We start from the raw sequence: 12,730 nt of genomic DNA on the forward strand, positions 1-12,730 counted from the left end.
TTGCGCCCCCCGAATGGTTATTAATTAAGGGTTAAGGCTTCTGTTCCGTTTTTAGCATAACCGAGGCATAAATCAAATGCAGCTTGTGTGCGTAACTGACCTGTACCACCGATGATGGATTTTACTTTGGCTTCATCGTCCTTGTATTCCTTTACATTTTGGAAGTAACCAGTGATGGCGTTGAATGCGCCGAACAAAGTGCCTTTGGTGGTTTCGGTCTGTTGGGTCGGGCTTGACATGGCGTACATAAAGGCGTTATCGCAGATGTTCTTAAAGACGGTCGAAAGTTCCTCCCCTGTTTTCAGGCTTTTTAATACCTCCCTGCTCGGAGCCATTGCCTGTTGTATAAGCTTCATTACGTCCTTGTCAGTGATGCGCAATTTTGCCCAATGATTAAAGATGCCGTCCAATTCATCGGCCATTTTGTTGGATATGCCCATAACCTTATGGGCTTCTTTAAGTCTGTCCTCTGCGTTGGCGGTGTGGCGTATCTTAATCGTATTGGAGCTGTTACGCAATGCGGCGCTTAGCGTATTTTGGCAGACAATTCTAACGGGGGTAAATGCTGCGGTGATACTGCCCGATCCATCGTGCGAGGTGGTCAGGAAAAGGTATTTTTCGATATAATCGTCGTTTCCTATTTTGATGTAGCCGGGTAGTTTAGCGGTAATAAATATCTTTTCACCGTTGCCTAAAGCCCCTGCGGTTTCGTATTGCATCCCTTCCCCGCCTACGATAGCATCAAAGAACCCGAATGCATCTGCATTCTGAACAATATTGTAATCTGTTCCTACTTTATCGCCCAATACTGCGCCGTTATCTGTACGGTAAGTGAAAAATGAACTTTTTGAAATGGTTTCTGTGCCGTCCTGCAATCGGTGGATATTCGGCATTTTTACGACATTGAAATCAAGCCCTGCAAAAGCTAATGCTTCTTTACTGGTGGGGTAATCTTCGACGATTTGCCCTAATCCGTGCCATGCCTTTTGCTTTACGCTGAAAAAACTGTGTTGTCCTGTTTGCTCGTTGAAATGGATATTGTGTGCCATGATGGTATTTTTTAAGTTTTTGAAATTTGTTAATGATTAGGGTTGTTTAAAATGGCAGGTCGTCTTCGTCTTTTGCTACGACTGAGTTTACCGCCTTTTTTTCTTCGCCGTCGGAGCGGTCGGCAGCTTTTGCTACCAATGAAAAAAGCTTGATGGTATCGCAGGTGCAAATCAACCTTGCACGGATGCCGTCATTTTTGCTTTGGTAGCCCTCCGCATCCATCCATCCCGAAATTTCAACTACTGCGCCTTTGGTGAGATACTCGGCAATGCCGGAGTTGCGCCAGTAGGCGCAATCAACGTATGCCGTTTTTTCTTTTTTTTCACCTGTTTTGTTTTTCCATTTTTGGTTCATGGCTACGGTAAAATTGATTACCTGTTTGTCCCCATTGACCGTATTGACTGTTGCGTTTGCGGTTAATCTTCCTGTGAATAGCATAATTTTTAATGTTTTAAATGAATAATTATTTGTGTTGCTTTTCCTTTCGCCGACTTGCCCTGATTGATTATTTTTAAAAGAAAAAGGGAAAAAAGAAAGCAAATCGTAAAGCCCGGCAGCGGGCAAAAGGAAACGGAATAATTGGAGGGGACCCGCCCAGAGGCGGGGAGGAAACCGTTTATGCCGTAGTCTTTTGCAAACCACACGACAGATCCGGGCTTGATTTTAGCTGCGCTTTTTACCCGTTTCGTTTAAAATATTCATTGATTCAATAAAAAAATGCCATTGGAGCCGTAGGCGATAACGAACCCGGCAGCGCATGATAAGCCCCGACGCACCTTTAAAAAGTTTTAAGCGTACCGAAGAAAACAGGATAATCTCACTTTATAATAAGTATAATTGTGTTTAAATCTTATCAGATGCAATTGTGCTTTATATGGGTATCCAGTTATCGGAATATAGGAGATCAGGGATTTAACCTGGGGTCAGCGTATCACTTGGCCTATGACCGAAAAAAAAGCTACTTAAATATTCATAAGAACCCGAAATATATCCCGGATTTTTTCGGGAAGGATATTGTTAATGTTACAGGGATCGTTGGGGAAAATGCTGCGGGAAAGACGAATGTTCTGGAGTTAATCAATTATATGATGGATGGAGGCAATACCCGAATTGCCGCACCATTCATAATGGTTTTTGAGGATTCAGGACTCTTTAGGGTGTTTGGCAATCAGGTGCGAAGCCTGGAATCCAATCAAACTGTCGAGTTTGAGCCCTATTCCGGCGGTAAGCTGCCAATGGAGTCGGCATTTTTTACCAATATCTTTGACGGAAGGCGATATGAATTTGGTGAGAACATCCACGATTTGTCCACGAACCGGATCTTGCATAACCAGTTTGGTGAGAACATACAAACCAATTTAAAGAGGGAAGTACAAGGCCAGATCAGGTTCCTTCAAAGCACGGCCTATCGTCGTTTACAGGAAATTGAACAACTGGCTTACCCGGATACTGTTTTAGACATCAAGCCGGCGCATGTGCAGTTTATTTCGCCTGCATGGGAAAACATCAATAACCGGGCGAGGAACTTTGACAGGTTGGTGTCCAATACGATCGGTGAAAAATTCACCAGTCTCAATGAGTTGTGCCAATCCTTTCGAAAGCAGGTCACGATGCGACAAACGGAGCGTACTTTCATCTATTTTACATCGTTCCTATTACTGCTTGATTTTTTAAGTAATGAATTCATTCCCGACTCCCGGGAAATCGGGAAAAAGTCGACCGGCAGGGTCGTATCGGCTGATCAATTACGGGATGAGTTGAGTCAACTTGGGCTCATGGAATTGAAACGCTTGCAATTAAACGATTTACATGAAGCGATCACCGGGCCGATTGCATTATTTATCGATAAGAATTACCCTCATACCTTTGAAAAATTCAAGTTCCTGAAGGAAATGGATTCCTACTATTTTCCGGCTTTAGAAAAACAGACTGAAGGAACTTACAACCGCAGGAAATTTCAATTTAGTTGTGAGCTAAGCACCGATGTTGAACGCTTCATCCGCGGCTATATGGAAGCCACTACCCAGCTTAATTTAAGCTATACTATTGAATGGCTCGGTATCAGTTCAGGGCAAAGAGCCTTCATGAATATGCTTAGCCGCATGTACAGCATTTCCGGCACTGTTAAAAATAACAATCTGTTGATTACCATCGATGAAGGAGACCTCTATTTCCATCCGCGATGGCAGGTAGAGTATCTTTCCCGTTTGATCAGGGTATTGCCGTTAATATTTACAGGCAAAAAATTGCAGCTGGTCCTGACCACGCATTCACCTTTCCTGGTTTCAGACCTGACCAAAAGTCACCTGATCTTTCTCCGCAAAGACAGCGAACAGCGTTGCATCGTACTTTCCCCAGAGGAACTTCAAAAAGAAACTTTTGGGGGCAATATCGGTGAGCTTTACCTCAATGCTTTCTTTTTAAAAGGAAGCCTGGTCAGCCACTTCGCAGCTGAGAAGATAATTGCATTGGCAACTCGGATCAAAAAAGCAAAGAGAAATTATTCACTTGATGATGATCTGTTATTGAGTCAACTTGGTGACCGGGTAATTCAGACACAAATTAGAAAGTTTTTGAATGATCCTGATTGACGACCATACTTCCACCGACCTCGAGCAACTTGCCGAAAATCATTATACACTCCTCACGCTGCGAAATAATCCCCGGGCCGGACAAGTGCTGGGTGATTTTAAAGCGAAATCATTAGTAGGTAGGATTAAAGCGAAAAAAGCCGTTTCGGTAGCCGCGAATGAACAACAGCAAGTAGACTTCTGGGACTTCTTGTTAGATAACAACGAAGCAAAACTAAAAGAGCTGATCATCAGCAGGCCATCGCGCCTGAAGCAGCTTATTCAAGAGATCGATCAGCAGTTTACCAACGCAATGTTTTCTGTAAATAACAGTTTCACTGATGCGAGTTTAACGCCGTTTGGAACCATAGTCGCAGAGGCGTTTGCATACCAGGCTATGTACCGCAATAAGGACTTATGCGTGACCGTTTTTGAACAACTTCGGCTTCGTGTTTGTCCCTATTGCAACATTACCCCGGTTGAATGCCTTACCTACACTCCAAGGTTGTCAAACGAGCTCAAAAGAACAGCCTTACATCAGTTAGACCATTTTTACCCGCAGTCTCGACATCCTTATCTGGCGCTTTCTTTTTTTAATTTAATTCCCGGATGTCCCTATTGCAATGGGCATTTGAAGTCGCAAATGGATTTTGATATAGATACTCACTTTAATCCCTATGACAAACGATTAGATGATCATTTCTTGTTTGAAGTAAATTCAACAAATGCAGACAGTCCTGATCTATTGGAATTTCAACATATTAGCCGCCAGGGCAGTACTTTTTTGGACTACGCCCTGGTTGATCTGGAAGTCACCTCCAGGTATAATCAATGGTATAAAAATCTTATTTATGATATGATGAATTGCATCAGATTTAACGGGCCTGATGTCGGACTGTCTCATATGATGCAAATGCCAGATGTTTTTACGACCCCACTTGCCGCTCACGATAGTTTGCTAAAAGGGATGGGCGTGCCCAGAAACCGTAACGAGATCAATAATTACCCTTTAGGGAAGTTGAAAAGAGATATTTGTTTACAAATGGATATGCTTGTTCCATAATGAGCGAATTATAAACTGAAGTTCGAAACTATAGACCTGCAAGATGGATAGCAGCGGCATCCTGCATAGCAGATATAGCACATAGCCCGTCCCGGAGGGCTTGCCATAAAGGCTTTATTCAAAAAGGTGCAGTACTTGAAAAAACGGAACGGCAATGTTTATATTCACGCTAAGCGGGGATTTCTGCTTTATTTAAGGCGAATCGAATTATTAAATTTCCTATTTAAACTATTCATAATAAAAGCAGTATTTAATCGTACGACGGAATGTCCCTGCGAAGGTGATGGGATTTAAGTCAAGAAATTTGTCTACATAAATTACACTCGAATAAGAAATACTTATTTACTACAGCTCTTTCAATCATCCAATAAAAATCCAGCGGTATTTTCTAAAGCCGGAATACTTCGAAAAAAGATAGTAAATTGAAAAATCATTATTTGCAGCTTGTTCGTGTTGATTAACTATCGTATTACAAATATTCAAGTAATATAAAGCAGCAATTTTCCAATCTATCTTTTATTTATTTAAACATGAAACAAAAACAGTAGTTGTGTTATTCTTATTGTAAGCTTCTTCTTACCAGCTATACCCTTACATATTATTTACTTCTTATACATCTATGCGATATCCCAACGGTAAAAGGCTGCTAGAATTGGTATTCAAAACCGATTATTTTTCCGACTACATAAAAAAACAGAAGTTTTACAACCGTTATATGCTGCCGTTTGTGCTGACGGGATTGGGATTGTGCTTTTTAATTTTTCATCAGCGGGATCGTATTGATCCGGCTTCATTTTTTGTTTTTACTACAGTCGTTTCGCTGGGATTATGTGGTTTTCTGCTTTTCAAGCTGTTCCATGAAAAAAACTCAAAAAGAAGATTCAAAGATAATTTGGATGTACTCCAATCCAGGCTCGGCAATATTTATGATTCCGGTATCATTGGATTACTTTATACCCGTTACGACGGCGTAATAACCGACGCAAATGATATGTTTTTAAACATAATCGGCTATTCACGGGCGGATCTGGAACAAGGACTTATTAATTGGGTTGAGATGACGCCGCCCGAATATTCCGAAAAGAATAAAACCGCGCTCAATCAGTTAACAACAACAGGTTTTTGTGAACCATTTGAAAAGGAATATTTCCGAAAGGACGGTTCGCGCGTTGCGGTAATGCTCGGCTCGGCCTTATTACACCAGGGTGATAGCGCAGAGATCATTACTTATGCGGTGGATATCACCGGGCTTAAAGAAGCTGAGAAAAAAGAGAAAAGTTTAATCACCCGAATGCACCACCGGCAGGAAGAACTCTTCCGGATACTTAAGGAGGCCCCTGTAGCTGTAGTGATCCGAAAAGGGCTTGACATGGAACTGGAATACGCTAACCAGACAGCACTGAACTATGCAGGTTTTAGCCATCAAAAAGTGACAGGTGCAAGCGAAGATCATTTCGATGCAAAGTTAATGATCAATTACGATCACGTTGAATTAAAAAGGGTATTCCTTACCGGCAAACCTGTTACAGGCAAGGCGAAGCCGGTAGCATATGACCGCAATGGAACCGGTGTAATGACCCATGGCTGGTTCGATTATGTACGGGAGCCTATTTTTGATGAGAACGGAACAGTGAGTGGTGTTGTTACTTTCACTTTTGACGTAACAGAGCTGGTTCGGGCAAACCGGGAGCTTGAAAAAAATGAATATCGTTTTCGTTTTATCGCGGATGCGATCCCGCATAAAATGTGGACCTCTGCCCCGGATGGCTCCGCCACTTATTATAATAAAGGCTGGTCAGATTATTTGCAGGAAAATGATTTTGATAAGTTGCGAAGCAAGGCTTGGGCCGCGGTACATCCTGACGAATTAGAAGATGTAAAACGCGCCTGGCAGGAAATGGTTGATAACGGATCGGATATGGAAATAGAACAGCGGCTTCGCAGGCATGACGGCGTTTACGAGTGGCACCTAACCAGGGTTTGTAGTTGCTGGGACGAAAATAGCGTATTGACCATGTACGTAGGTTCAAGTACGAATATCCATGAGCAAAAAATGGCGCAGATTGCCATGCGCATTGCAATGGAAAAGAAAGATGAGTTTTTTAGTATCGCTGCCCATGAACTTAGAACCCCCATAACCAGTATGAAGGCAGCTTTACAAGCCCTTGAAAAATCAGTTCAGATTGGAAGTGAAATTAAAAAAACGATCCCTGTGCTAAAAATGGCTAATAAGCAGGTAAACCGGTTAATAGGTATTGTTAATGATCTCCTTGATGTAGATCAAATTCAATCTGGTAAATTGAATCTGAATAAAACCTTGTATGAGCTTAGCGATTCTGTCAAAGAGGTTGTTGCACAATTAAAGTTTCACCATTCAGGGCATACCTTCATCATAGAAGCTGGGCAAGACAATTTTGTGGAGGCGGATAAAGCCCGCATCGAAAATGTATTGGTAAATCTCTTAACAAACGCAGTAAAATATTCTCCTGAGAAAGGAAATATCAGGATCTTACTTAAAAAAAATAATTCAGGTGTAATGTGTTCGGTCATTGATAATGGAATTGGCATACCAACCGACCTTCAGCCCTACGTCTTTGACCGGTTCTTCAGAGTCCACGCATCATCCCAATTTTTCTCCGGTTTAGGATTAGGCCTGTATATTTCAGCAGAAACTGTCCGTCGCCATGGCGGCAATATCGGAGTGGAAAGTAAGGAGAAAGAAGGCTCAGTTTTTTGGTTCACGCTTCCTGAACCGGAAATTCTCAAATAGAGGTTTAGAATGATTTACAGAAGTCCTTAATACGTGTATTTCGAACTGAGTCAAAAGGCCGGTAAAAAAGGTTTGTATTGAATTTTTTCCCGGTGCTAAATACCATTTTTTAGCGCTAGCCTGAGACGGTGAGAAATGGACCAACAATTGCTATCGGATAAATTCGGATAAATTTAGCTTTTGGCAAATATATGGGGTGGATTCATTATTAAAATAATTCATGGCATAATCTGTTACCAATATGGGGTCAGCGTAAGAACGAACCTCATGACCTTGTCATTAAATTCTTTATTGATTATATCCTCTATATGCTGATATGTTAGCGCGCTATCTGCATTTACCCTGACAATAGCAATCTTTTAAAGATCATATATACTCAAATAAGTAATTCTGTTTTTATCCTGGCACGGTAAACCGCATAAATCTTATATTTATATTTGCAGTAATCCAGGTAGAATTTGAACTTCTTTGCTGACATTGATTGTAGTCCTCTAAAATAGCATCCTAAACCAAATCTTCGACTAATTCTTCATTATTCAATTTACAAAATGCCTACTTATAGAGGCACTGGTAAGATTTAACTGTTCATTTCTGTGGCGATTTCGTGGCATATTTTATTCATTTAACGGTAACTGGGTAATAGTAAAATAATTCAGCATAATTTAAGATCTGTAATTTTTCCTTAGTCTTATCAATGTAAACAATAGTACAATATCAAACCTTAATTTATAAAATGGTATTATATTGTACTATATTTGTCTTGCATGAATAAAATACCCGAAATTGCAGTAATTGGTTCCGGTTTTGCTGGCTTAAGTGCCGCTAGTTACCTCGCAAAAGAGGGCTTTAAGGTAGATGTATTCGAAAAAAACGAGCAGACCGGAGGACGTGCACGGCAGTTGAACACAGATAATGGCTATGTTTTTGACATGGGACCAAGTTGGTACTGGATGCCGGAAGTATTCGAAAATTTCTTTAACGATTTTGGTTATAAGGCCGCTGACTTTTATGATCTGCAACAGTTAGACCCAGGTTTTACGGTTGTTTTTGGGATCGATGATATCCTGGCTGTTCCTGCTGATTTTGAGGCACTGCGCGCCCTGTTTGAAACTATTGAAACGGGAAGTGCTGAACAGCTTAAACTTTTCTTAGCTGAAGCGGCCTACAAGTATGATACCGGCATGAGAAAGTTGGTTCACAAGCCGGGGCTTTCACTAACTGAGTTCGCCGACTGGGACCTGATTAAAGGAATTTTCAAGTTACAGGTATTTACCTCTTTCAGCAATCACGTCAGGAAATTCTTTAAGCATCCAAAGCTTATTGCTTTAATGGAATTCCCGGTACTTTTTCTTGGTGCCATGCCGGAAGATACCCCCGCCTTATATAGCCTGATGAATTATGCAGGGCTACGTTTAGGTACCTGGTATCCGAAAGGGGGTTTTGGAAAAGTGACCGGCGCGATGCAAAAAATCTGTGAGGCACAGGGCGTAAAGTTTCATACGGGAGACCCGGTCAGGGCTTTAAAGGTTGATGATAGAAGAATTTCAGATGTAATAACAGGTTCAGATCATAAAAACTATGATGCTGTATTGGCAGCTGCTGATTATCACCATGTTGAGCAAGACCTTTTAGAACCCCGGTTCCACAATTACAGTTCAGCATACTGGAACAAACGGTTAATGGCGCCATCCTGCCTCATTTTTTACCTGGGTATCACCCGCAAAATTGAGCGATTAGATCATCACACCTTGTTTTTTGACGCTGACCTTAAACAACACGGACTCGAAATTTATAAAAATCCGAAATGGCCATCGCAACCGTTATTTTATGTTTGCTGTCCTTCGAAAACAGATAACAGCGTTGCACCGGCAGGACATGAAAATCTTTTTGTGTTAATGCCTCTTGCAGCCGGCCTTACAGACCATTACACGCTGCGCGAAGAATATTTCGACGTGATCATGCAGCGTTTGGAGGATTTTACAGGAATACTAATCCGGCAATACATAGATTACAAAAAGAGTTATTGCGTCAACGATTTTACTTCTGATTATAATTCTTACAAAGGTAATGCTTACGGGCTGGCCAATACACTTATGCAGACTGCTCATCTTAAGCCGTCCGTTAAAAATCGCAAAATAGACAATTTGTTTTATGCCGGGCAGCTGACCGTTCCGGGGCCGGGTGTTCCCCCGTCTATAATTTCCGGTAAAATCGCTGCCGGCCAGCTTATTAATTATATCAACCGAAGAAAATGAAAGCAAGATTTGACACCTTATCGGCCACCTGCAGCAAGGCGACGACAAGGCTTTACAGTACCAGTTTTTCGTTAGGAATTTATTTTTTAAAAAAGGAGCTGCGCCATCCGATATATGCCATTTACGGTTTTGTTAGGCTTGCTGATGAGATCGTGGACAGTTTTCATGATTACCCCAAATCCGAATTACTGACCGAATTCAAAGAAGACTGTTTCAGGGCTATTTCAAGGGGTATTAGTGTGAATCCGGTCCTTAATTCATTTCAGCAGGTAGTAAATCAATATGGAATAGAACACCAACTCATTAATCAGTTCCTGAAAAGTATGGAAATGGATCTGGCGGACCAGGAATATACAGAGGAAAAGTATGAGGAGTACATTTTAGGTTCGGCGCAGGTCGTCGGGCTGATGTGCCTGCATGTATTTACTAACGGTGATCCTGTGGACTTTGAGCGACTGAAAATCCCGGCCATGAAATTGGGGTCGGCTTTTCAGAAAGTGAATTTTTTAAGAGATGTCAACGCAGACTACCTGGAATTAAACCGTACCTATTTCCCTGAAGTTAACCTGTCTTCTTTTTCTGAGCTTGATAAAAAGGGCATTGAGCAAGATATCAGTCAGGATTTCAACGAAGCGCTTGACGGCATCAGAAGTCTTCCCCGTTCCTGTCGTAAGGGGGTTTATCTCGCCTATGTTTATTATCGTCAGCTGTTTCGCAAAATTATGAATGTACCGGCAGAAAGAGTTTTATCAGAACGAATAAGAGTTTCCAACGGTCATAAGTTTTGGCTGATGTTTGATTCTTTGGTAAGGTATAAATTGAATGTATTATGAAATTATTATTGTGCCTGGTCGTCATAAGTGGCAACGCCGGTTTCCCGCAGACTATTAATTTAAGCGACGTCCGGAATTTGTATTGTCACGCAGCCCTTGTTAAACAGGATGCTCAGCAATTAAGCAGGTTATTAATCAAGGTTGATTCCAATGCCGAGCCGGTGCTGTTCTGCTACAAAGGTGCGAATGAAATGATAAGTGCCAGGTATTCCCTGAACCCGGTGTCAAAATTGGAAAAATTCAGCAAGGGAAAGCAAATGATGATCACAGCTATCAACCGAGACACCCTTAACCTGGAGATGCGCTTTATTCGCTACTCTATTCAAAGTAACCTGCCTGCTTTTCTGGGCTATCATGAAGAGTTGAATGGTGATAAACGTTTTCTTACGGAAAACATTTCAAAAAGCAATGATTCCGAGCTGAGGCAAATGATCAATAATTATTTATCAATACAATCCAAACAAAAAACAAATTGAAAGAAAGCGTAATGCTGGTTAATACCAGCGGTCAAACTACCGGAACTATGGATAAAATGGCCGTGCACCGCGCAGGGGCATTACACCGTGCCTTTTCTATTTTTCTATTTAATCAGCAGGGACAGTTATTATTACAACAAAGGGCCTTTGATAAATATCATTCCGGCGGCTTGTGGACCAATACATGCTGCAGCCATCCTGGATTAGGTGAACCTGTTACAGAAGCCGCGCACCGCAGGTTGCGGGAAGAAATGGGTACGGTAAGCGAGTTGACGGAAGTCTTTCAGTTCATTTACCGGCATGAATTTGAAAACGGGCTTATCGAGCATGAGTATGACCATGTCTTCATAGGTACTGCAGACGATGAGCCTATCCCGAACCCGGCTGAAGTGGCCGGTTTCAGATATGTTGATCTCGATTCTCTGCTATCTGATATTGCCAGTCAACCGGAGCAATATACTGCATGGCTAAAAATTTCACTGGAACGTGTTTTAGAATATTATCAACAAATATATTGTCTATGATTGCATGGTTCATCAATATCGGTATAACGCTGCTTGCCTTTACGGGCATGGAAGGCGTTGCATGGCTTACCCATAAATACGTCATGCATGGTTTATGCTGGACGCTGCACAAAGACCACCATCGCAAGGAGCATTATAGTTTCCTGGAGCGCAACGATTTTTTCTTTTTGATTTTCGCCATTCCGGGCATTGCCTGCCTTGCTATCGGAACAATTAAGCATATACCAGCGTGGACGTGCGTCGGAACAGGAATAACACTTTACGGGGCCTGTTATTTTTTCGTTCATGACCTTTTCATACACCAAAGAATAAAAGTGCTGCGCAATTCTGAAAACAGGTACTTAAGAGCTATCCGCCGGGCGCACAAAATACATCATAAACATTTGGGAAAAGAGGACGGTGAATGTTTCGGGATGCTGCTGGTGCCATTCAAATATTTCAGGGAGGACAAAACATGAAGTATACTTATCTTCTGATCGACTTTTTTTCAGTCCTTGTGCCCTTGCTGTTTTCCTTTCACCCCAAACTGAAATTTTATAAAAGCTGGCCGGCTTTTTTCCCTGCAGTAATCATTACAGGGTTGATTTTTATAGGATGGGATATGTATTTTACTCATTTAAAAATTTGGGGCTTTAACCCGGTTTATCTTACAAAGATCTTTATAGGAAACTTACCCATTGAAGAATTACTGTTCTTTTTGTGTATCCCTTATGCCTGCGTGTTCACTTATCAATCCCTGAATTTAGGGATCAAAAAAAACCTGTCAAAAACTGTGGAGTTGTTACTCACTATCAGTTTAATTACAGTTTCGGCTATACTGGCTATTGTATTTCATAATCGCAGTTATACGACTTTTGCATTCGCATTTTTGGCCCTGCTGCTTGTTACTTCAAGGTTTATATGCCGCGTTTCCTGGCTGCCGGGCTTTTATTTTACCTATTTAATATTGCTGCTTCCTTTCCTGATCGTTAACGGAATTTTGACCGGCACGGGTTTAAATGCGCCGGTGGTATGGTACAACCCGGATCAAATGCTGAATTTAAGAATATTAACCATCCCGGTGGAGGATGTCTTTTACGGAATGGATTTGATCCTTTTAAACGTCCTGATTTATACACGGCTTTCTGAAAGATGTTATAAACAGCTGAAGAGCCGCATTAAACTTGAAAAAATTCAATATTGACCACAA

General features: G+C 41.5%; 11 protein-coding genes. 9 read left to right on the plus strand and 2 right to left on the minus strand.

Translation table 11 applies throughout. The annotated features are described in order from the left end of the window. Nucleotides 1–20: 20 nt before the first annotated feature. Nucleotides 21–1,049 carry a DUF932 domain-containing protein gene (locus QWZ17_RS27495; protein WP_290308557.1) on the minus strand — a complete coding sequence of 343 codons (1,029 nt, stop codon included), beginning with the start codon at nt 1,047–1,049 and terminating at the stop codon, nt 21–23. A 46-nt stretch (nt 1,050–1,095) separates the two neighbouring features. Next, entirely contained in the window at nt 1,096–1,488 is a 393-nt protein-coding gene (locus tag QWZ17_RS27500; RefSeq protein WP_290308558.1) for a single-stranded DNA-binding protein, read from the minus strand. Between the two features lie 401 nt (nt 1,489–1,889). On the opposite strand from QWZ17_RS27500, the gene QWZ17_RS27505 reads away from it, so the two are divergent. From QWZ17_RS27505 to QWZ17_RS27545, 9 genes are all read left to right on the plus strand, one after another. Beyond that, entirely contained in the window at nt 1,890–3,641 is a 1,752-nt protein-coding gene (locus QWZ17_RS27505; protein WP_290308559.1) for an AAA family ATPase, read from the plus strand. Beyond that, nucleotides 3,628–4,683: an HNH endonuclease family protein gene (locus tag QWZ17_RS27510; protein WP_290308560.1), complete on the plus strand. Its 1,056-nt coding sequence runs from the start codon at nt 3,628–3,630 to the stop codon at nt 4,681–4,683. Before QWZ17_RS27505 ends, QWZ17_RS27510 begins: the two co-directional genes overlap by 14 nt. Before the next feature lie 619 nt (nt 4,684–5,302). Then, entirely contained in the window at nt 5,303–7,453 is a 2,151-nt protein-coding gene (locus QWZ17_RS27515; protein ID WP_290308561.1) for a PAS domain-containing sensor histidine kinase, read from the plus strand. A 764-nt stretch (nt 7,454–8,217) separates the two neighbouring features. Beyond that, on the plus strand, nt 8,218–9,708 hold the full coding sequence (gene crtID, locus QWZ17_RS27520) for a bifunctional phytoene desaturase/3,4-desaturase (RefSeq protein ID WP_290308563.1): 1,491 nt from the start codon (nt 8,218–8,220) through the stop codon (nt 9,706–9,708). Next, nucleotides 9,705–10,541 (plus strand): phytoene/squalene synthase family protein, encoded by an 837-nt coding sequence (locus tag QWZ17_RS27525; protein ID WP_290308564.1) that lies wholly within the window; start codon nt 9,705–9,707, stop codon nt 10,539–10,541. Before crtID ends, QWZ17_RS27525 begins: the two co-directional genes overlap by 4 nt. Beyond that, complete coding sequence (locus tag QWZ17_RS27530) at nt 10,538–11,017, plus strand: hypothetical protein (RefSeq protein ID WP_290308565.1); 480 nt, start codon at nt 10,538–10,540, stop codon at nt 11,015–11,017. The genes QWZ17_RS27525 and QWZ17_RS27530 overlap by 4 nt, the downstream gene beginning before the upstream one ends. Next, complete coding sequence (gene idi, locus QWZ17_RS27535) at nt 11,014–11,541, plus strand: isopentenyl-diphosphate Delta-isomerase (RefSeq protein ID WP_290308566.1); 528 nt, start codon at nt 11,014–11,016, stop codon at nt 11,539–11,541. The genes QWZ17_RS27530 and idi overlap by 4 nt, the downstream gene beginning before the upstream one ends. After that, nucleotides 11,538–11,999, plus strand: coding sequence for a sterol desaturase family protein (locus QWZ17_RS27540; RefSeq protein ID WP_290308567.1), 462 nt, complete (start codon nt 11,538–11,540; stop codon nt 11,997–11,999). Before idi ends, QWZ17_RS27540 begins: the two co-directional genes overlap by 4 nt. After that, the gene (locus QWZ17_RS27545; protein WP_290308568.1) at nt 11,996–12,724 is read left to right on the plus strand and encodes a lycopene cyclase domain-containing protein; all 729 of its coding nucleotides are present in this window, start codon (nt 11,996–11,998) and stop codon (nt 12,722–12,724) included. The genes QWZ17_RS27540 and QWZ17_RS27545 overlap by 4 nt, the downstream gene beginning before the upstream one ends. Nucleotides 12,725–12,730 lie beyond the last annotated feature (6 nt).

This window comes from Mucilaginibacter flavus (assembly GCF_030409315.1).
Lineage (GTDB): Bacteria > Bacteroidota > Bacteroidia > Sphingobacteriales > Sphingobacteriaceae > Mucilaginibacter > Mucilaginibacter flavus.

Bases quoted from the DNA above. Each gene is read 5' to 3' on its own strand.
- QWZ17_RS27495 (WP_290308557.1), bottom strand. From the start codon at position 1,049: ATGGCACACAATATCCATTTCAACGAGCAAACAGGACAACACAGTTTT.
- QWZ17_RS27500 (WP_290308558.1), bottom strand. From the start codon at position 1,488: ATGCTATTCACAGGAAGATTAACCGCAAACGCAACAGTCAATACGGTC.
- QWZ17_RS27510 (WP_290308560.1), top strand. From the start codon at position 3,628: ATGATCCTGATTGACGACCATACTTCCACCGACCTCGAGCAACTTGCC.
- QWZ17_RS27515 (WP_290308561.1), top strand. From the start codon at position 5,303: ATGCGATATCCCAACGGTAAAAGGCTGCTAGAATTGGTATTCAAAACC.
- crtID (WP_290308563.1), top strand. From the start codon at position 8,218: ATGAATAAAATACCCGAAATTGCAGTAATTGGTTCCGGTTTTGCTGGC.
- QWZ17_RS27525 (WP_290308564.1), top strand. From the start codon at position 9,705: ATGAAAGCAAGATTTGACACCTTATCGGCCACCTGCAGCAAGGCGACG.
- QWZ17_RS27530 (WP_290308565.1), top strand. From the start codon at position 10,538: ATGAAATTATTATTGTGCCTGGTCGTCATAAGTGGCAACGCCGGTTTC.
- QWZ17_RS27540 (WP_290308567.1), top strand. From the start codon at position 11,538: ATGATTGCATGGTTCATCAATATCGGTATAACGCTGCTTGCCTTTACG.
- QWZ17_RS27545 (WP_290308568.1), top strand. From the start codon at position 11,996: ATGAAGTATACTTATCTTCTGATCGACTTTTTTTCAGTCCTTGTGCCC.